The organism is Streptomyces sp. NPDC079141, assembly GCF_040686775.1.
Taxonomy (GTDB): Bacteria; Actinomycetota; Actinomycetes; order Streptomycetales; family Streptomycetaceae; genus Streptomyces.
Genome location: NZ_JBFBLP010000003.1, coordinates 30,478 through 48,481, shown reverse-complemented (window position 1 = coordinate 48,481; position 18,004 = coordinate 30,478). Strand labels below are relative to the sequence as shown.

The following is an 18,004-nucleotide window of genomic DNA, read 5'->3' as shown; positions in this document are numbered from 1 at the left end:
ATGACACCTGTCTCACCGGCTGGACGGCGGCAGGCCCTCTCAGCAGCCGGGCTCGACGCGTTCGTCGGGCCGGCTGTCGATGCGCTCGAAGACCTCGCCCGGGTCGATCCCGGCGCGGGCGAGCACCTCCACCGCCCGGGCCTCCTTGTCCACGACGATCGCCGCGAGCAGGTCGACCCCGCGCGCGGGTTCGTCGCCCCGGCGCGCGGCGCGCTCACAGGCGTACTCCATCGCCCCGGCGGCCAGCGGCGAGAAGCCCTCGGCCTCGGTCACCACGGGGACGGCGCCGGAGTCCTCGACGCTGCCCTGCCAGCGCAGTCCGTAGCCGATGCTGCGCTGGACGAGATAGCCGAGCAGCCGGGCGATCTGCGGGGCGCCGTCGAACACGGCGCGCACGTCGGGGTCGTACTCCAGCAGGGAGTGCAGCAGATGGGCCGTGTCGACCTGACGGTCCGCGTCGCGCACCGCCCGGCGGCGGGCACCGGAGATGACCGCTGCCAGTTCGGCACTGAGCCTGGCATCGTTGTCCGGGCGCCGTCCGGCCTGGTCACGGGCCGGCTGGTGGGGGATACGCGGTTGCACGTCCCCACCTCATCAGCCGCTTGCCCTTGGGTCATCCCCGGAGGGATGCATTTTCGCGTCCCACACAGAGTGGACTCGGCGGGCCGGAATCTCCTCCTTGGGGATGAGATCACGCCGTTTCCCCCGAGGGGCGCGCGCCGCGTTGCTCCGCGCCCCGCGCGCAACCGTGGCCCCTCCACGCCCGTCCAACAGAGGTATGGAGAGCAGGTGCTGGCTGGTGGCGTTGCCGGCCGTCGACGGCAGACAGTACGTCTACCGGGTCTACGCCCCGGAGGACGCGCTGCTCGCCGACCTGTTCTGGGACGCGTGGCACTGCCACGACGAGAGCACCTTCCCGCGCGCGTGGGATCTGTTCGACGCGGCGGTGATACAGCTCGTCGGCTGAGGGTGCCCGGTGTCCCCGTACCGTCCCCGCACCTCCACATTTCCTGACGGTTCATCAGTATTGAATGTTGCAGGGCCTGCGGCTACGTTCCGCGACACCACAGCCCGAGACGAAGAGGTGGTCGCATGGCCGAAGTCAGCGCGGAGGCACGTATCGGGGCACCGGCCGACAAGGTGTGGGCGCAGCTCACGGACTGGCCCGCGTACGGCGAGTGGAACGCGACCCACACCAGTTTCCCGCTGGGCGGTCCGACGGCCCTCGAAGTGGGCGGCACCTTCCAGGAGAACATGAAGCTGATGGGTTTCCCGGCCGAGGTCGAGTGGACCATCGAGGAGCTGGAGCCGGCCCGGGTGCTGGCCCTGCGCGGCAAGGGGCCGATGGCGGTGAGCGTCGCCACGCGCTACACGCTGACGCCGTCCCCGGACGGGGACGCCACGACCGTCCGCATCGACGGGGAGTTCACCGGTGCCGCGGTGTCGTTGATGGCGGGCCGGCTCAAGGACTCGGGGACGGCGGCCCTGAACGAGTCGCTGCGCAAGCTGGCCGGGCTGGTGAGCTGACGGCCGTACGGCAAGGGCGCCCCGCGGATCGCTCCGCGGGGCGCCCTTCTCACGGCGGGGAGGCCGTCGCTTCTCGTCGGCCCTCGGCCGTCAGTCCTCGTCGGCGAGGATCAGGTACAGCTTCTTGCGGGCCTCGTTGATGACGGCGAGGGCCTTCTCGCGCTGTTCCTTGCTGCCGGTCTTCCAGACCTGGCCGAAGGCCTCCATCAGGCCGAAGCCGGCCTGCCGTATGTCGTTGACGACCTCCCAGTCGACCCCGCGCGAGGCCTCCTCCCAGGGGGCCTCGGGGCCGTCTTCGGCCGCCGTGCGACCGGCCCCGGTGAGCGAGAACAGCTTCTTGCCGCCCTCGCTCGCGCTGGTGATCAGGCCCTCGTCCTCCAGCAGTTGGAGGGTGGGGTACACCGAGCCGGGGCTGGGCTTCCACGCCCCGCCACTGCGCTCGGCGATCTCCTGGATCATCTCGTAACCGTGCATCGGCCGGTCCTTGAGCAGGGCGAGGATCGAGGCGCGTACGTCTCCGCGCCGTGCCCTCCCCCTCGGTCCGCCGCGACCCCTGGGCCCCCAGCCGCCCGGGCCGAAGCCCGGTCCGCCGAAGCCGGGACCACCCGGCCCGAAGGGCCCGAAGGCACCACGCCGACCGTCGAATCCACCCCGGCCCTCGAAACCGCCGCGGCCCTGACGACCGGCACCACCGTGTCCACGTTCGAATCCATGGGAACGCATCGCAATCACTCCATTCAGTCGTTGATCAGTCGCGATGCTTCAACGATATATCGGAATACTTCGCGTGGCAAGGCCCGGGAGTCTCAGGTGATGTGGGCCCGGAGCGGGGAACGCCGGCTGCTGTCTCAGCTGATCCGCCGCAAGAGCCGTCGTCGGCCATGTCCGGTGTGGGTATTGTTCCGCCCGTGGGCGGCGGGGCGCCCCGAAGGGGGAGCAGTGGAGACGAACAGTGAGCGGTCGCGGCTGGTCGCGACCGGGGGCGACCATCGGGTGACACCGGCCGAACTCTTCTTCGACCTGGTGTTCGTGTACGCGATCACACAGGTCACGGCGCTGATGGCGGCTGACCCGAGCGGGCTGCGGCTGCTCGGCGGGATGGTCGCGATGGCGCTGCTGTGGTGGTGCTGGTGCTGTTTCGCCTGGCTGGGGAACGTGGTGCGGGCCGACTCCGGCGCGATGTTCACCGTGTTGGTGTCCGTCATGGCCGTTGTCCTGATCGTGTCGCTGACCGTGCCCGAGATCTACGACGACGCGCCCGGCGGACTGCCCGCCCCGCTGGTCTTCGTCCTCTGCTACGGCGCCGTCCGCGTCCTTCACCTGGTCACATACCGGCTCGCCGAACCCACCGACCAGGCCCTGCACCGCGTCCTGCGCCGCACGGCCCTGCTCTCGGTGGCCCCGCCCTTCGCCCTGCTCCTCGTGGGCGCGGCCTTCACCGGCATGGCTCAGATACTGATCTGGCTCGCCGCGGTGGCCATCGACTACCTGGGTATCTTCCTCACCGGAAAGTCGGGCTGGCGGGTCGCCTCACCTGGCCACTTCGCCGAACGCCACGGCCTGATCGTCATCATCGCCCTCGGCGAGTCGATCGTAGCCATCGGTGTCGGCGTGTCCGGCTTCCCGCTGAGCACCCCGGTCGTGGCCGCCGCCGCACTGGGACTGCTCGTCTCTGCAGGCCTGTGGCGCCTGTACTTCCGTCAGCTCGCCGAGACGGCCGAGCAGCGGCTGACCACTCTGTCCGGCGACGACCGCACCCGGCTGGCCCGTGACGCGTACACCTTCCTCCACCTTCCGCTGGTGGCAGGAGTCGTCATCACGGCCCTCGGCATGAAGAAGGCCCTCCAACAGGTCGCCGACACCGACCACTACGACCTGGCCGAACCCCTGCACGGCATCGTCGCCTGGGCCCTGCCCGGAGGCGTCGGTGTGTTCCTCCTCGCCTCGGCCGCCGTGCTGCTGCGCACCGCGAACCACCGCTCCCCGGCCCTTCTCGTCAGCGGGGCCGTCTGTCTCGCCGCCGGCCCCGCTGTCACCCTCGTCCCGTCCCTCGTCGCCCTGGCCCTCCTGGCCGCGCTGGTGACGGCCCTGGTTCTCGTTCAGGACTCCTTGGCCCGGCCGCATGTGACCGTGGTGGCTACCCCATCGGACCAGATCGGCTGAGACAGGGGCCGGCTCAGCAGAGACGGCACAGTCCTTGTGGACCGTGAACTCACTTCAGGTGCCGGTCGAAGAACCGGGTCCCGTCCTCCAGCTCGAACCACGGGGTGCCGGTGTGCCCGCCCAGATTGGCGTGCAGCGTCTTCTCCTCGGTGCCGAAGGCGTCGAACAGGTCCAGGGCCCGCTGACGGGGGTTGCCTTCGTCGTCCCACTGCAGCAGCAACAGCAGCGGGACGGTGATCTGCCGGGCCTCCTCGCGCTGGGCGCGGGGCACGTAACCCCCGGCGAAGAAGCCGGCGGCCGCGATACGCGGCTCGACCACCGCCAGCCGAATGCCGACGGCGGTCCACCCCGAGTACCCGACCGGGCCACCGATCTCGGGCAGTGAGAGCAGGGCATCCAGAGTGGTCCGCCAGTCCGGGACCGCCTTCTCGACCAGCGGGCCGACCAAGGACTCGAAGATCTCGTCGACCGGCTCGCCGGCCTGCATCGCCCGGCGCAGATCGGCGCGGGCCCGCTCGTCGGCGGCGGAACGGGGCCGTTCACCGCACCCGGCGGCGTCGATGCTTGCCACCGCGTAGCCGCGCGCCGCGGTGTACCGGGCCCGGGCCACCAGCCGGGGTTCCGCCTTGGGCAGGCCGTTGTTGTGGGCCATCAGGATCAGCGGGGCCGGTTCGGATCCGGGCGTCCACAGGGTGCCGGGGATCTCGCCGAGGATGAACTCGCGTTCGAGGACGCCGTCGTCGAGGCGCCGTTCGGAAGTGAAATGCATGGTCGTGCCCTTCGGGAGTGCGCGTGAACGGCGCTCCCGGACGACCTATCGCCCGACCGTGACCCCAGAGGGGAGCACCCATGTCGATACTGCGTTCACGGGTACCACCTCCTCGTCCTCTCGCACGGTCACCGGGAAGTTAGCAGGGGTCGCCGGGCCCCGCCAACGGGTTTTCGCGGGGGCCGCGGAGCCACTCTGACGGTCGCGGCGGGTGTCGGTGGCTCCGGCTACGGTTCCTGCGTGAACGGATCGAATGCGTCAGCCGGCGGCCCCGGCCACCCCCACCCGTTGCTGCCTCTCTTGGGCGCCGATGACGAGGCAGTCGCGTTCTTCGCCGGGATCGCGGATCTCGACGCGACGGACCCGGCCTCCCACGAACTGGAGGACGGGATCCGGCTCGCCTCCGGAGCCCGGTTGGAGCAGTTCGCGCGGGCAGGCTCGGGGGACGCCTATTGCTTCGTCGGCGAGGGCGGCAAGGAACGCCCGGTGGTGTACGTCAGCCTCGACGGCGAGGCCGGACCGATTGCGCTCGGGCTGCCGGAGTTGGTGCGGCTGTGTCTCGTGGCACCGTGGTGGCGGGATGCTCCCGGACGGACGACCGAGGCACTCCGGGCTGTCGCCGACGAGTACCTGGCGGACCTGCCCGACTTCCACGGGCAACGCGACCGCGCGGCCCGGGCGCTCGGGATCGATCCGGCCGGGCTGCCGTCGGAAGCGGCTGTCCTCTCCCGGTTCGCGGAGCTGTCCCGGGGGCCGGTCGCGGCAGCCTGCCTCGTCGTCGGACACGAGGGTGCGCCGCTCGACCCCTTGTTCGGCGCGGTCCCGGACCGCCCCTGACCGACCGTCCGAGTCCGAGCCGAGTTCCGGGCGGGCCCCTCACGACCCGGACCGCAGCCGGCGGCAAGCGGTCAACGTCCCACGAGGCGGACCGGCCAAGTCGGTCCAGATACCCGGAATTGGCCTTGGCCTGCGGCTTTCCCGGGCCTCTACCGTCGTGCCATGCGTATCCGAATCGTCGACGCCTTCACCGATCGCCCGTTCTCCGGGAACCCGGCCGGAGTCCTCCTCCTCGACAGCTTCCCGGCCGACGACTGGCTCCAGAAGGTGGCCATGGAGGTGAACCACGCCGAGACCGCGTTCGCCCACCGTCTGTCCGACGACGCGGAGGCCGACTGGGCGCTGCGCTGGTTCACGCCCGCCACGGAGGTCGCGATGTGCGGCCATGCCACGCTCGCGACGGCCCACGTCCTGCACACCACCGGCGCCCATGAGGGCCCGGTGCGGTTCGCCACCCGTAGTGGCGTGCTCGTTGCGACGCCCGGCGCGGACGGCTCCTGCACGCTGGACTTCCCGACGGCACCGCTGACCCCGGCCGAGATCCCCGCCGGGGTCGCCCAGGCGCTGGGCGCCGAGCCGCTGTCCGCCTTCGACACCGGCCCGAACGTGGGCGACCTGCTGGTCGAGCTCGCCGACGAGAAGACGATCCACGCGCTGAGGCCCGACCACAAGGCCCTCGGCGCCTTCTCGGAGCGCGGCATCATCGCCACCGCCCGCGCCGAGGACCCCGCACGCGGCTACGACTTCGTCTCCCGCTGCTTCTTCCCGAACGTCGGCATCGACGAGGACCCGGTCACCGGCAGCGCCCACACCGCGCTGGCCCCGTTCTGGTCCGAGCGCCTCGGCCGCGCCGAGCTCACCGGCCTCCAGGCCTCCCCGCGCGCCGGCCGCGTCCGCACCGAACTGCGCGGCGACCGCACGCTGCTGAGCGGCCGCGCGGTGACCGTCATCGACGGCGAGCTGCTGGCCTGAGGCAGGGGCTGCCGGCGGTTCAGGCCGTCGGCAGCCAGTCCACCTTTCCGGCGAGCAGGGCGTAACCCACGAACGCGCCGATGTCGAGCAGCGAGTGGGCCACCACCAGGGGCCCCACCCGGCCCCAGCGGCGGTAGAGGTAGACGAACACCACGCCCATCACCATGTTGCCGATGAAGCCGCCGATGCCCTGATAGAGGTGGTAGGAGCCGCGCAGCACGGAACTGGCCAGCAGTGCGGCGCCGGGCGTCCAGCCCAACTGGCCGAGCCGGCGCAGCAGATAGCCGACGACGATGACCTCTTCGAGGATCGCGTTCTGCAGTGCCGAGAGGATCAGCACCGGGTACTTCCACCAGACCTCGGGCAGCGCCTCGGGCACCACCGTCAGATTGAAGCCGAGACCCCGTGCGGCCAGGTAGAAGGCGATGCCGGAGCTGCCGATGACGGCGGCGATCGCCGCGCCTCGGCCGAGGTCCGGCCACGGCCGGGTGCGGTCGAAACCGAGGGTCCGCAGGCTCTCGCTCTCGCGCTGCAGGAAGTGCGCGACGAGGAGCACGGGAATCAGCGACGTGGCGATCCCGAAGAGCTGCCAGGCGAGATCGAGCCAGGGACGTCCGGGCGCGGCCGAGGCGTTGAGGGTGGCCGCCTGGTCCTTGAGGCCGCCCGGTTTGGTGACCGATCCGACAAAGCTGATCAGGGCGGACACGCCGCTCGCACCCAGCGAAAGCCCCAGCACGAGCAGCGTCTCGTCACGGAAGACCCGCCGCGAGGGCCGCTCCCGCGGAAAGGATTCGGCCACAGGGCCCGCCTCAGCCTGCACACCGGCCTCCAGACATGGGACGTCACAGCTTGCCCGACCAGTATGAGGCGGGCGGCAGGGACCCCCGTCCACGGGTACGCCGCCGCACCGTGGCTGCCGCGACCGGCCCTGTTCCACCCGGGGGACGGCTCGCTCCGGCTGGACCACCCCTATGTGCTGCTCGACGCCTCCAGGCCGCCCCTCACCCCAGCGGCACCGGCTCCGGCAGCCCCACCGGCCAGGTGTGGACGGGCTCGCCCAGGTGCATCAGCTCGCAGTAACGCCGGGTCGTGGCGGCCAGCGCGGACTCCCGGGACAGCCCCAGTTCCAGGAGGCGGTGGAAGGTCGCGGACTGCCAGGAGGCGCCGTTGGAGCGGCGGCGGCACCGCTCCTCGATGACACCCAGATAGAGGTCCCGGTCGGCGGGCTCCACGCCCCAGGCGTCCAGGCCCGCCTCGGCCAGCGGCAGCAGCTCGTCGCGTACGAGGCTGACGGCGTCGACCTCCACCGTGCCGCCGTACCGGCCGCGGCGCGGCCACTGCAGACGGGCGTCGATGCCGTGCCGGCAGGCGGCGTCGAAGTTGGCGGCGGCCGCCTCGAACGGCAGCCGGGTCCAGACCGGGCGCGACTCCTCGGCGAGGGCGCGGACGACGCCGTAGTAGAAGGCGGCGTTGGCGACGACGTCCGTGACGGTGGGGCCGGCGGGCAGGACGCGGTTCTCGACGCGCAGGTGCGGGACGCCGTCGGCGATGCCGTAGACCGGGCGGTTCCAGCGGTAGACGGTGCCGTTGTGCAGGACGAGTTCGGCGAGTGTGGGGACGCCGCCCTCGTCGATCACCCGCAGCGGGTCCTCGTCGTCGCAGATCGGCAGCAGGGCCGGGAAGTAGCGCAGGTTCTCCTCGAACAGGTCGTGCGCGGAGGAGATCCACCGTTCCCCGAACCAGGTGCGCGGGCGTACTCCCTGGGCCTGGAGCTCGGGCGGGCGGGTGTCGGTGGACTGCTGGAACAGCGGGGGCCGGGACTCGCGCCACAGCTCACGGCCGAACAGGAAGGGTGAGTTGGCGCCGACGGCCACCTGGGCGGCGGCCACGGCCTGCGCGGCGTTCCAGACGTCGGCGAAGCGGGCCGGGGTGACCTGGAGGTGCAGTTGGACCGAGGTGCAGGCCGCCTCGGGCGCTATGGACTTCGAGGTGCAGACGAGGTGCTCCACGCCTTCGATGTCGAGCACGAAGTCCTCGCCGCGGGCGGCGACGATCTGGTCGTTGAGCAGCGTGTAGCGGTCGACGTCGGAGAGGTTGGAGGAGACCAGGTCGTCGCGGTCGAGGGTCGGCAGAATGCCGATCATCACGATTCCCGCGGCCAGCTCCCCGGCTTTTCGGTGGGCATATGCCAAGGATGTGCGGAGTTCCTCGGCGAGCCGGTCGAATACCCGGCCACCCAGGCGATGTGGGGCTATGTTGACTTCCAGATTGAACATGGCGAGTTCTGTTTGGAAATCGCGGCTCGCGATCCGCTCAAGAACCTCTGCATTCAACATTCTCGGCAGACCGTCGGCTCCAGCGAGATTCAATTCGATCTCAAGCCCCATGAGATTCTTGGGGCGATCGAACCGCTGCTGGGCCAGGAGCCGCTCCAGGCCCGTCAGGCACTGCCGGAGCTTGTCCCGGTAGAGCTGCCGATCGGACAGGTCGAACCGGCCTGCCACGACCTTCTCCCCCATCGAAGCGTCCCTCCTCGAATGGGCGGACCGGCGATCCGGCCGCCGGCGTCCCGGGTCCGGATGGGATGATGCCCAGCCGAAGCGATCGATAACGTCCCGGACGGGCCCGCCGCCCGCTAGGCTGTCGCACGTGACCGGCGGCACATTCGCCGGGCATGGAGCAGAGCGCAGTTTCGAGTGATGCACGATCTCGTGAAAAATGCCGACGACAATTGGCCGACCGCTTCTCGTGCATTTCCCGAGGTCATCGCCTCCTGACCGTTCCGGAATCGGGATGATTCCCGCGTATCGCCGACCGAATGCGCCCTTGTCGAGTGGGCTGGAATCGGCTAGACGAAACACCGACTGAACACTTGTCGTATAAACTCCGCGAACAAGGCAGAAGGTTGATGCCCGGTCCGAGAACCTGCCGTAGGGGATGACGTACGGCAGGTCTCACGCACACCCACGTTTCCCGGGACTCGACCCTCGCCTCTGCACCCCCGCGAGCTGACAGCGCCGTCCGCCCCGCCCTCGCGCCACCGTGCCTGTCGAATGAGAGGCGACCCACCATGCCGCTGCATGTCCCCCCGGCTCCCGCCCCCGCACTGCGCTCCGTCCTCACCGCGCTCGGTTCCCCCACCGCGGTCCGCGAGGCCCGAACCCCGTCCCTGCGCACCGCCCAGGGACCCGCCACCCCCGAACTGCCCCTGCCGGTACACATTCTGGACGACATCACCGCGACGACCGCCTCCGCCACCCGGCTGGCCGGCTGGCGCTTTCTGATCCGCTGCGGCGACCGCGCCGTGGCCGCGGCCGAGACCCGGCTGACCCCCGACGGCTGGGCCTTCTCGCACTTCTTCGAGGGCCCCTACATCGCCTCCACCGAGCGCGCGCTGCGCCAGGCCGAGACGATGGCGCAGACCTACCAGCCGCGCCTGCTGTCGATCCCCGGCCTGTACATGCTCGCGCTGTGGCTGCACGGCGACTGCGCCGCCGACGCCACCGTCGGCCATCCCGCGCCCACCGATCTGCTCGTCCCGCTGGCCCCGGCACCGCCCGGCATCGCGGCCCACCGGCCGCACCGCGCCGCCGACCTCCTCCCGCTGCTCACCCTCCGGGTGGCACCGGCACCGCTCCTCGGTTCGCCGGCCTGAGACCCCGCTCGCGACGCCTCCGTACCCCGCCACCGGACACCCCGGTCGCGGGGTACGGCGCTGTCCGCTCCGACGAGCGCCAGGGCGCTCCCAAGAGCCGCTGACCGGTACGGACTAGCCCCATCCGGCCATGCCGAACCATCCGAAGTGACAGTGCAGTTGGACTGAACCGTCCGCGCGGGTGATGCGTCCTCAACCTGTGAGAAGCGGTGCTCCGAAATCCCTGCGGATTGACGCCCGTGGGGCAACACTGGGTTCGAGCCGACTTATCACAACGGGGGCAGGCCATGAACATCACGACAGAGCGAAAGATCCCACCCATGTGCCAGCACCAGCCATCGTGTCCCTCCGCAGACTCCGCCGACCGGGAATCCGCGCGCCTCCTGGCGCACCACCCCGAGCAGGGCTGGAGCCTGCTGTGCAACGGAGTTCTCCTCTTCGAGGACACCGGTGAGCTGCTGCCCGACGGCCAGATCATCGCCCCGCACCGCCCGCTGGGCGCCGACCAGGTGATGACCGCGGCCTGAGGGGCCGTCCGGACGGTCCGTCGAACCGTCCGGTGACTTTGGGGGCCGGCCCGCAGACCCGCTCTGCGCACCGGCCCCGACGTATGTCCGGACTTCCCTCCAGCCCTCGTTTTCCGGAAGACTTCTGGAAGTTTTCGACAGCAGGTCGACGGAGGTGGGGAGTTGGCAGCACACGAGACCGATCCCGGGGGCAAGGTCACCATCACGGAGATCGCGCGCCAGGCCGGGGTCTCGGTGCCGACCGTGTCACGAGTCGTCAACGGCCGGTCCGACGTGTCGCCCTCGACCCGGGCCCGAGTGGAGGAGCTGCTGCGCCGGCACGGCTACCGCAGGCGCCCCGGGGGCTCCGGGCACGGCGCCACCCTCCTCGACCTCGTCTTCAACGACCTCGACAGCCCCTGGGCGGTGGAGATCATCCGTGGCGTGGAGGAGGTAGCGCACGCCTCCGGGGTCGGCATCGTGGTGTCGGCGATCCACGGCAGGTCGGGCGACGCCCGTGAGTGGATGCGCAATCTCAGGGCCCGCGCCTCCGACGGCGTCGTCCTGGTCACCTCGGCGCTGGAGCCGGGCCTGCACGAGGAGTTGCGGGCGCTCGGCGTGCCGCTGGTGGTGGTCGACCCGGCGGGCTCCCCGGCGCTCGACGTACCCACGATCGGCGCCGCCAACTGGGCGGGCGGGCTGGCCGCCACCCAGCATCTGCTGGCCCTGGGCCACCGCAGGATCGGCCTGATCGCGGGGCCGCCGCGGCTGCTGTGCTCGCGGGCCCGCTTCGACGGCTACCGGGCGGCCCTGGAGGGCGCGGGCGTCACGGTGGACGACTCCCTGGTGGTGCCCGGCGACTTCCGGCCCGAGTCCGGGTGCTCGGGCTGCACCGCGCTGCTGGACCTGCCCGAGCCGCCGACCGCCGTGTTCGCGGCCAGTGACCAGATGGCGCTCGGCGCGATCGAGGCGCTGCGCCGGCGGGGCCTCAGGGTGCCGGAGGACATGAGCGTGGTCGGCTTCGACGACCTTCCGGAAGTCCGCTGGTCGGCGCCGCCGCTGACCACCGTGCGCCAGCCGCTCGCCGATATGGGCAAGCTCGCCGTCCGCACGGTGCTGCGGCTGGCCGCCGGGGAACGGCCTGACTCGCCGCGGGTGGAGCTGGGCACGGAACTGGTGGTGCGGGCGAGTACCGCACCACCTTCCGCGCGGTGAGCGTTACTTCAGCGCCTCCCGGATCGCGTGGTACGCGGGCTTCGGCTGGAGCTGCTCGTCCCAGGGCAGCGCCGCTCCCTCGCCCTCGAAGAACGCCGGGATCCACGAGTACTTGTCCGTGTAGTCCCACAGGGTGATGCCGACGCACCGGCGCACCGCGAGGCACGCCTCGGTCACGTTGCGGTACCACTCGGCCTGGGTGGCGAGCTTCTCCTCGTCCGCCGGCAGGTACATGCGGATGTCGACCTCGGTGAGCGAGGTGTCCAGGCCGAGCCGGGAGAAGCGGCGGAGGTTGTCCTCCAGCGTGGTCGGATAGCCGTACTGGAGCGCGAGATGGGCCTGGAGGCCGATGCCGTGCAGCGGCACGCCCTGGGCCCTCAGCTCCTGGGCGAGCTTGTAGTAGGCGTCGCTCTTCGGGCCGATGGCCTCGATGTTGTAGTCGTTGAGGTAGAGCTTCACGCGCGGGTCGGCCTGGTGGGCCCAGCGCAGCGCGTCGGCGATGTAGCCGGGGCCGAGCGTCTTGTAGAAGATCGTCTCCCGGTAGGTGCCGTCCTCGTTGAAGGCCTCGTTGACGACGTCCCAGGCGAAGACCTTGCCGCGGTAGTGCCGTACCTCGGTCTGGATGTGGTTCTTCAGGACGGCCCGCAGCTCGGGCGCGGTCCACTCGCGGCCGGTGAGCCAGTCGGGCAGCTGGCTGTGCCAGACCAGGGTGTGGCCGCGGACCTGCTGGTGGTTGGCGCGGGCGAGGTCGACGATCTCGTCGCCCGCGGAGAAGTCGAAGACGCCCTGCTGCGGCTCGGTGGCGTACCACTTCATGCCGTTGCCGGGGGTGATCTGGTCGAACTCGCTGCCGAGGAGCGACACATAGGGGGCGTCGGTCAGCTCGGGGTTGTCGGTGGCGCTGCCGAAGTAGCGGCCGTGGCGCTGGGCGAGTTCGGCGAGGGTGGGCGGCTCGTCGTCCTGCGCCTGGGCGGCCGTGCCGGTGACGGCGACCAGCAGGGCGGCGAGGACGCCGACGAGTCTGAGGCGGTTCTTGCGCATGGTGCGACTCCTCACGGAAGAGGGGTGTGGGTGAGCCGTACGTCCGTCGGCGGGTGTCATCCCTTGGTGGCGCCGGCGGTGAGGCCGCCGACGAGCTGGCGCTCGGCGACGGAGTAGAAGGCCAGGGCGGGGACCATGGCGAGGACGAGATAGGCGAAGACGCGGGCGGTGTCCGAGGAGTACTGGCCCTGGAACTGCTGGACGCCGATGGGGATGGTCCACCACGTCGAGTCGGTGAACACCAGCAGCGGCAGGAAGAAGTTGTTCCAGCTGGTGACCACCGCGAGGACCGAGACCGTGCCGAGCGCGGGCCGCGCCATGGGCAGCAGCACCCGCCAGAAGAAGCCGAGCGGACCGCAGCCGTCGAGGGTGGCCGCCTCTTCCAGCTCGCCGGGTATCTGCCGGAAGAAGCCGCGCAGAATGATGATGGTCATCGGCAGTCCGAAGGCGGCCTGGGGCAGGATCACGCCGAGGGGATTGTCCAGCAGGCCCATCGAGCGCAGCAGCAGGAACAGCGGCAGCGCCGCCACCGCGAAGGGGAACATCAGCCCCATGGTGAACAGGGTGAACAGCAGTTCCCGGCCGCGGAAGGCGAACCGCGCGAAGGAGAAGGCGGCAAGCGCGGAAGCGGCGACGACGATGACCGTGGTGCCCACCGCGATCAGGGTGGAGTTGCCGACCAGCCGCCAGAAGTCGTTTGAGGCCAGGATGTCGGTGTAGTTGCCGCCCACCCACGGGTCGGGCAGCCCGATGGGGTTGCGGGAGAGCTGGTCGGTGGACTTGAAGCCGGAGACGACGGCGTACAGCAGCGGTACGCCCATCAACGCGCCGACCGTGATCAGCAGGAGGTGCAGTGGCAGCGTGCGCCCCTGGTTCTTGCGTCGGACGGTCACTTGCTGCCTCCCCGCATGGTGGTGGTCGCACCCTCCAGGTCGCGGCGCAGCACGAATCGCTGGTAGGCGAGGGCGAAGACGAGGCTGATGCCGAACATGACCACGCTGATCGCGCTGGCGTAGCCGACCTGGTAGCGCTTGAAGCCGAACTGGAACATGGTCACGGCCATCGTCTCGGAGTGGTGGTCGGGACCGCCCGCGGTGACCACCCAGACCAGGTCGAAGAGCTGAATCGCCCCGATCACGGACAGGAACACGCTGATCCGCAGGGTGGGCGCGAGCAGCGGCAGGGTGACATTGCGGAAGCGCTGCCAGGGCCCGGCGCCGTCGATGAGCGCCGCCTCGTGCAACTCCCGCGGGATGGACTGGAGTCCGGCCAGGTAGAGCATCATGTGAAAGCCGAAGTACTTCCACATCATGACCAGGAAGAGGGTGGCCATCACCGTGTCCGGGTCGGCGAACCACTCACCGCCCAGACCGTCGAGGCCGATGCCGCCGAGGATCTGGTCGGCAAGGCCGTCGTCCGGGGCGAAGATCATGCTGAACAGCACGCCGGTGATGGCCTCGGACAGGACGTACGGAGCGAAGAAGAGCATCCGGTACACGGCCCGGCCGCGCATGCGCTGGTTGAGGGCAACGGCCATGGCGAGCGCGAACGGCAGTTGCAGCGCGAGCGACAGCAGCACCAGGACGAGACAGCGCCACAGGTCGCCGATGAACACCGGGTCGTCGAAGAGCCGGGTGAAGTTGTCGACGCCGATGTAGTCCTCGGGCATGCCGAAGCCGCCCCACCGGAAGAAGGCGGCGTACAGCGCGAACAGAATCGGCAACAGGACCAGGACGCCGAAGAGCACGAGGGCGGGCACCTGGAATCCGACCGCGGTGAGCCAGTTGAGCGTCCGCCGCCTGGCCCGCCCCCGGGCCGCCTGAGCGGCCGGGGGCGGGCGGTCGGCGCCGGGGCCGGTCCGCTTGTCCGGAAGGAACGTGGAAGTCATCGGCGCTTACTGCTCTTCCTTCGCGGTCTGCGTGATCGACTCGGCGACCTGCTCGGGAGACTTGGAGCCGGCGATCAGCGCTCCCACGCTGTCGTTGACCTCCTGACCGAGAGCGGGCGCGTACGCCTGGTCCAGATAGAGCTGGAAGCCGGTCGACGCCCTCAACTGCGTCTGAACGCCCTTGATGTTGGGGTCGGTGATGGCACTCTCGGCGGCCGGGACCACGGGCAGGACACCGGTCTTCTTGACCAGTTCCAGGTCGGTCGCCTCGGAGGCGAAGAACTTCAGGAAATCGACGGCCGCCTGCGGCGCGTCCCGCCGCAGGGCATGTCCGCCGCCCCCGCCGAACACCTCGGTGATGGCGCCCTTTCCGCCCTCGACCTCGGGGAACGGGAAGAAGCCGAGGTCGTCCCCGAGGCCCTTGCCGGCGTCCGCCTGCACGATCGGCGCCCACTGGCCCATGAGCTCCATCGCCGCCTTGCCGTTACCCACGGCCGCGGCCTGGCCGGTGGGGGTGGAGTACGCGGCGCCGAGGAACCCCTTCTGGAACGGCTGGAGGTCCACGAGTGCCTTGAGGTGCTCGCCGGCCTGGACGAACTCGGCTCCGCTGAAGTCCTTGTCCTCGTTGGCCTTCTCCAGCGCCGCGGCGCCCGCCGTCCGCATGGCGAGGTACGCCCAGTAGTACATGCCGGTCCAGGTCTCCTTGCCCGCCAGGGCGAGGGGCGTGACGCCGGCGGACTTCAGCTTGCCGACCGCGTCGAGGAATCCGCTCCAGGTGGTCGGAGGCGCGGCGATGCCCGCCTTCTTGAACAGCGCCTTGTTGTACCAGAAGCCGATCATGCCGATGTCGAACGGTATGCCGTACTGCTTCTCGTCGATCAGGTACGGCTCCATGGCGACCGGCAGCAGCTCGTCGGCCCACGGCTTGGTGCGGTCCGTGAGGTCCTCCACGAGTCCGGCGTCGACCTGCTGCTTGAGGACGCCGCCGCCCCAGGTGTGGAAGATGTCGGGGAGCTTGCCGGAGGCGGTCAGCGCCGTCATCTTCGACTTGTACGCTTCGTTCTCCAGCTGGACGATCTTTACCTTGACCTTGGGGTTCTGGGCCTCGAACTTCTTGGCCAGGGCCGCCCAGACGTCCTTGGCGGGCTGGGTCGTGGAGATGTTCCACCATTCGATCGTGGTCGTTCCGTCGGACGACCCTCCGTCCGAGTCGCCGCCACAGCCGCTCAGTGCCGTCATGCTCAGACCGGCCGCGGCCGAGGCCGCCAGGAAGCCGCGGCGGGACAGTGCCGGGTCGCCCATCATGCGCTCCTTGAGATACGGGACGGCGTCCACTCCGCCCACGCGGGAAATTCGAAAGTTTCGGCGCGAATCCAGAAAGGTTCGTTGCTGCCGCACCCTAGAGACAGCGCCTGATGGGTGGCAACCCCTCGTACACAGGGAATCCGCCAACGACTCCTCCGCGGCTTCCCACAGTTGGGCCGGCCGGCCGCGGTGTCCCGCTCCTGGCAGTCGAATGGATCGAAGGCCGCACTGCCTTCGGTGACGCGTATGTCGATCACCCGGCCGGTGCGGCCGCTCGCCATCCGAATGGACGGACAGCGCCCGTCGACTTCGGCCAATCGCACGGCGCCTTCGGCGGTTTCGACGGAGAATGCGATCGTGTCGGGGCGGCCGGCGCGGGCCCCGGGGCCGGGCGGCAGGAGATTGAAGAAGCCGCACGGGCAGGTACCGAGCAGCACCGCCCACCGGCTGCCGTCGGCCGCCCGGAAGAGGCCCGCGCGGCGAGCGCTCGGCAGCGACGAAGAAAATGCCCCCGCCACCGATGTCCGTGAGGGAAGATCGGGTCGGGGCGGAAGCCGGCCAGGACGGGTTGTCGTACGTCCGCATGCTTCAGCCCTTCCGGAGAACGGCCGAAACATTCGGTCTCATCGGCGAACATTACGAAGCGGGCTGCAGGAGAGACGCACGGGTCGGACAAGGCGGGCCCGGCGGACAACCGCCCCCGCCCTGCTCACGGTTCGAAGCGGTACCCCATGCCGGGCTCGGTGATGAGGTAGCGCGGATGCGCGGGATCGGTTTCGAGCTTGCGGCGCAGTTGGGCCATGTAGACCCGCAGGTAGTTGGTCTTGCTGCTCCGGGAGACCCCCCACACCTCCTGGAGCAGCTGCTTCTGGGTGATGAGCCGGCCCGGGTTGGTGACCAGGATCTCCAGGAGGTGCCACTCCGTCGGGGTCAGACGCACATCGCGCCCGTCGCGGACGGCCCTCTTGGCGAGCAGGTCGATGGTGAAGCCGTCCGTGGTCACCAGCGTCGAGTCAGACGTGACCGGCAGGTCCTGGGTGCGGCGGACGGCGGCCCGCAGCCGGGCCATGAGCTCGTCCATGCTGAACGGCTTGGTGATGTAGTCGTCGGCGCCCGCGTCCAGCGCGGCCACCTTCTCGTCGGACGCCCGCCGGGCCGACAGCACCAGGATCGGCACACGGGTCCAGCCGCGCAGGATCCTGATCACATCGACGCCGTCCATGTCGGGCAGCCCGAGGTCCAGCATCACGACGTCGGGCCGGCGTGCCGCGGCCAGCCGCAGGGCGGTGGCTCCGTCGGGCGCGGCGTCCACCCCGTAGTGGCGTGCCTGCATGTTGATCACGAGGGCCCGGACGAGCTGAGGGTCGTCCTCCACCACCAGCACGCGCGTCATCGGGGTACGCCTTTCCACTCGTACAACGGACTGCGGGAGCCGGCGGACCCGGGCAGTGCTCCGGGCCGCCGGCTCCCGCGGGGGTCGGGTAACGCCATCAGCTCTTCGCCACAAGTTCCTTGAGGGCGATGTTGAGTTCGAGGACGTTCACACGCGGCTCGCCGATGAAGCCGAGGGTGCGGCCTTCGGTGTGGTCCTCGACCAGCTGCTCGACCCGGTCGAGCGGCAGACCGTTGCGCTCGGCGACCCGGTGCACCTGGAGTTCGGCGTACTGGGGCGAGATGTCCGGGTCCAGGCCCGACGCGGAGGAGGTGACCGCGTCGGCGGGGACGTCGGAGGACTTGACCTTGTAGTCGGCCGTCGAGTTCTCCTTGACGACCTTCGCCTTGGCCTCCTTCACCCATGCAATCAGCTCGGCGTTGTCGGCGGAACGGTTCGTGGCGCCCGAGAGGATCAGCTTGTACTGGGTGTTGACCGAGTTCTCGCCCAGGCCGTTGGCCGGACGCGGCTGGAAGTAGTCCAGGCTGTAGCCCTGTTGCCCGATCAGCGAGGAGCCGACGACCTTGCCGTCCGCCTTGATCTCGGAGCCGTTCGCCTTGCCGCCGAACAGCCCTTGGGCGATGCCGGTGACGACCAGCGGGTAGATGACACCGGTCACCAGGGTGAGCACAAGGAGGGCGCGCAGTCCCGCCCCGAGCAACCGGGCTGTGTTCACAAAGGGGTTGTTCATGTC

General features: G+C 70.2%; 19 protein-coding genes. 8 read left to right on the top strand and 11 right to left on the bottom strand.

Annotation, left to right across the window (positions count from 1 at the left end; all coding sequences use genetic code 11):
* Positions 1–39 precede the first annotated feature (39 nt).
* Positions 40–582 carry a Clp protease N-terminal domain-containing protein gene (locus AB0Q90_RS09865; RefSeq protein WP_363162137.1) on the bottom strand — a complete coding sequence of 181 codons (543 nt, stop codon included), beginning with the start codon at positions 580–582 and terminating at the stop codon, positions 40–42.
* A gap of 217 nt (positions 583–799) precedes the next feature.
* On the opposite strand from AB0Q90_RS09865, the gene AB0Q90_RS09860 reads away from it, so the two are divergent.
* Together AB0Q90_RS09860 and AB0Q90_RS09855 are read left to right on the top strand one after the other, a co-directional pair.
* Positions 800–967, top strand: coding sequence for a hypothetical protein (locus tag AB0Q90_RS09860; protein WP_363162136.1), 168 nt, complete (start codon positions 800–802; stop codon positions 965–967).
* Positions 968–1,092: 125 nt separating this feature from the next.
* The gene (locus AB0Q90_RS09855; protein WP_363162135.1) at positions 1,093–1,527 is read left to right on the top strand and encodes an SRPBCC family protein; all 435 of its coding nucleotides are present in this window, start codon (positions 1,093–1,095) and stop codon (positions 1,525–1,527) included.
* A gap of 90 nt (positions 1,528–1,617) precedes the next feature.
* Here the strand turns inward: AB0Q90_RS09855 and AB0Q90_RS09850 are convergent, their stop codons facing one another.
* Positions 1,618–2,250, bottom strand: coding sequence for a PadR family transcriptional regulator (locus AB0Q90_RS09850; protein WP_363162134.1), 633 nt, complete (start codon positions 2,248–2,250; stop codon positions 1,618–1,620).
* A 216-nt stretch (positions 2,251–2,466) separates the two neighbouring features.
* Between AB0Q90_RS09850 and AB0Q90_RS09845 the strand changes: the two genes are divergently transcribed.
* Positions 2,467–3,690, top strand: a complete 1,224-nt coding sequence (locus tag AB0Q90_RS09845; RefSeq protein ID WP_363162133.1) for a low temperature requirement protein A — start codon at positions 2,467–2,469, stop codon at positions 3,688–3,690.
* 49 nt (positions 3,691–3,739) lie between these two features.
* Here AB0Q90_RS09845 and AB0Q90_RS09840 read toward each other — a convergent pair whose 3' ends face one another.
* On the bottom strand, positions 3,740–4,459 hold the full coding sequence (locus AB0Q90_RS09840) for an alpha/beta hydrolase (protein ID WP_363162132.1): 720 nt from the start codon (positions 4,457–4,459) through the stop codon (positions 3,740–3,742).
* Between the two features lie 240 nt (positions 4,460–4,699).
* Here AB0Q90_RS09840 and AB0Q90_RS09835 point away from each other — a divergent pair, with 240 nt between their 5' ends.
* Both AB0Q90_RS09835 and AB0Q90_RS09830 read left to right on the top strand, forming a co-directional pair.
* On the top strand, positions 4,700–5,296 hold the full coding sequence (locus tag AB0Q90_RS09835; protein WP_365732894.1) for a hypothetical protein: 597 nt from the start codon (positions 4,700–4,702) through the stop codon (positions 5,294–5,296).
* 162 nt (positions 5,297–5,458) lie between these two features.
* Entirely contained in the window at positions 5,459–6,268 is an 810-nt protein-coding gene (locus AB0Q90_RS09830) for a PhzF family phenazine biosynthesis protein (RefSeq protein ID WP_363162130.1), read from the top strand.
* Positions 6,269–6,287: 19 nt separating this feature from the next.
* Here the strand turns inward: AB0Q90_RS09830 and AB0Q90_RS09825 are convergent, their stop codons facing one another.
* A complete protein-coding gene (locus tag AB0Q90_RS09825; protein WP_363162129.1) occupies positions 6,288–7,088 on the bottom strand; it encodes a type II CAAX endopeptidase family protein in 801 nt (266 codons plus the stop codon).
* 181 nt (positions 7,089–7,269) lie between these two features.
* Positions 7,270–8,787 carry a glutamate--cysteine ligase gene (locus AB0Q90_RS09820; RefSeq protein WP_363162128.1) on the bottom strand — a complete coding sequence of 506 codons (1,518 nt, stop codon included), beginning with the start codon at positions 8,785–8,787 and terminating at the stop codon, positions 7,270–7,272.
* Positions 8,788–9,338: 551 nt separating this feature from the next.
* On the opposite strand from AB0Q90_RS09820, the gene AB0Q90_RS09815 reads away from it, so the two are divergent.
* The 3 genes from AB0Q90_RS09815 to AB0Q90_RS09805 all read left to right on the top strand — a co-directional run bounded on the left by AB0Q90_RS09815 (position 9,339) and on the right by AB0Q90_RS09805 (position 11,644).
* Positions 9,339–9,923 carry a hypothetical protein gene (locus AB0Q90_RS09815; protein ID WP_363162127.1) on the top strand — a complete coding sequence of 195 codons (585 nt, stop codon included), beginning with the start codon at positions 9,339–9,341 and terminating at the stop codon, positions 9,921–9,923.
* Between the two features lie 320 nt (positions 9,924–10,243).
* The gene (locus AB0Q90_RS09810; RefSeq protein ID WP_363162126.1) at positions 10,244–10,450 is read left to right on the top strand and encodes a DUF5999 family protein; all 207 of its coding nucleotides are present in this window, start codon (positions 10,244–10,246) and stop codon (positions 10,448–10,450) included.
* A gap of 162 nt (positions 10,451–10,612) precedes the next feature.
* Positions 10,613–11,644, top strand: coding sequence for a LacI family DNA-binding transcriptional regulator (locus AB0Q90_RS09805; RefSeq protein WP_363162125.1), 1,032 nt, complete (start codon positions 10,613–10,615; stop codon positions 11,642–11,644).
* A gap of 3 nt (positions 11,645–11,647) precedes the next feature.
* Here AB0Q90_RS09805 and AB0Q90_RS09800 read toward each other — a convergent pair whose 3' ends face one another.
* The 6 genes from AB0Q90_RS09800 to AB0Q90_RS09775 all read right to left on the bottom strand — a co-directional run bounded on the left by AB0Q90_RS09800 (position 11,648) and on the right by AB0Q90_RS09775 (position 18,001).
* Entirely contained in the window at positions 11,648–12,685 is a 1,038-nt protein-coding gene (locus AB0Q90_RS09800) for an endo-1,4-beta-xylanase (protein WP_363162124.1), read from the bottom strand.
* A gap of 56 nt (positions 12,686–12,741) precedes the next feature.
* The gene (locus AB0Q90_RS09795; RefSeq protein ID WP_363162296.1) at positions 12,742–13,506 is read right to left on the bottom strand and encodes a carbohydrate ABC transporter permease; all 765 of its coding nucleotides are present in this window, start codon (positions 13,504–13,506) and stop codon (positions 12,742–12,744) included.
* A 68-nt stretch (positions 13,507–13,574) separates the two neighbouring features.
* On the bottom strand, positions 13,575–14,573 hold the full coding sequence (locus AB0Q90_RS09790; protein ID WP_363162123.1) for a sugar ABC transporter permease: 999 nt from the start codon (positions 14,571–14,573) through the stop codon (positions 13,575–13,577).
* Between the two features lie 6 nt (positions 14,574–14,579).
* Complete coding sequence (locus AB0Q90_RS09785; protein WP_363162295.1) at positions 14,580–15,875, bottom strand: extracellular solute-binding protein; 1,296 nt, start codon at positions 15,873–15,875, stop codon at positions 14,580–14,582.
* 712 nt (positions 15,876–16,587) lie between these two features.
* Positions 16,588–17,271 carry a response regulator gene (locus AB0Q90_RS09780; protein ID WP_363162122.1) on the bottom strand — a complete coding sequence of 228 codons (684 nt, stop codon included), beginning with the start codon at positions 17,269–17,271 and terminating at the stop codon, positions 16,588–16,590.
* A 97-nt stretch (positions 17,272–17,368) separates the two neighbouring features.
* A complete protein-coding gene (locus AB0Q90_RS09775) occupies positions 17,369–18,001 on the bottom strand; it encodes a potassium-transporting ATPase subunit C (protein WP_363162121.1) in 633 nt (210 codons plus the stop codon).
* Positions 18,002–18,004 lie beyond the last annotated feature (3 nt).

Excerpts from the sequence above, each read along its gene's own strand:
- AB0Q90_RS09795 (WP_363162296.1), bottom strand. The coding sequence starts at position 13,506 with ATGGGCGTACCGCTGCTGTACGCCGTCGTCTCCGGCTTCAAGTCCACC.
- AB0Q90_RS09780 (WP_363162122.1), bottom strand. The coding sequence starts at position 17,271 with ATGACGCGCGTGCTGGTGGTGGAGGACGACCCTCAGCTCGTCCGGGCC.
- AB0Q90_RS09855 (WP_363162135.1), top strand. The coding sequence starts at position 1,093 with ATGGCCGAAGTCAGCGCGGAGGCACGTATCGGGGCACCGGCCGACAAG.
- AB0Q90_RS09830 (WP_363162130.1), top strand. The coding sequence starts at position 5,459 with ATGCGTATCCGAATCGTCGACGCCTTCACCGATCGCCCGTTCTCCGGG.
- AB0Q90_RS09800 (WP_363162124.1), bottom strand. The coding sequence starts at position 12,685 with ATGCGCAAGAACCGCCTCAGACTCGTCGGCGTCCTCGCCGCCCTGCTG.
- AB0Q90_RS09785 (WP_363162295.1), bottom strand. The coding sequence starts at position 15,875 with ATGGGCGACCCGGCACTGTCCCGCCGCGGCTTCCTGGCGGCCTCGGCC.
- AB0Q90_RS09815 (WP_363162127.1), top strand. The coding sequence starts at position 9,339 with ATGCCGCTGCATGTCCCCCCGGCTCCCGCCCCCGCACTGCGCTCCGTC.
- AB0Q90_RS09820 (WP_363162128.1), bottom strand. The coding sequence starts at position 8,787 with ATGGGGGAGAAGGTCGTGGCAGGCCGGTTCGACCTGTCCGATCGGCAG.
- AB0Q90_RS09840 (WP_363162132.1), bottom strand. The coding sequence starts at position 4,459 with ATGCATTTCACTTCCGAACGGCGCCTCGACGACGGCGTCCTCGAACGC.
- AB0Q90_RS09810 (WP_363162126.1), top strand. The coding sequence starts at position 10,244 with ATGTGCCAGCACCAGCCATCGTGTCCCTCCGCAGACTCCGCCGACCGG.
- AB0Q90_RS09850 (WP_363162134.1), bottom strand. The coding sequence starts at position 2,250 with ATGCGTTCCCATGGATTCGAACGTGGACACGGTGGTGCCGGTCGTCAG.
- AB0Q90_RS09775 (WP_363162121.1), bottom strand. The coding sequence starts at position 18,001 with ATGAACAACCCCTTTGTGAACACAGCCCGGTTGCTCGGGGCGGGACTG.
- AB0Q90_RS09790 (WP_363162123.1), bottom strand. The coding sequence starts at position 14,573 with ATGACTTCCACGTTCCTTCCGGACAAGCGGACCGGCCCCGGCGCCGAC.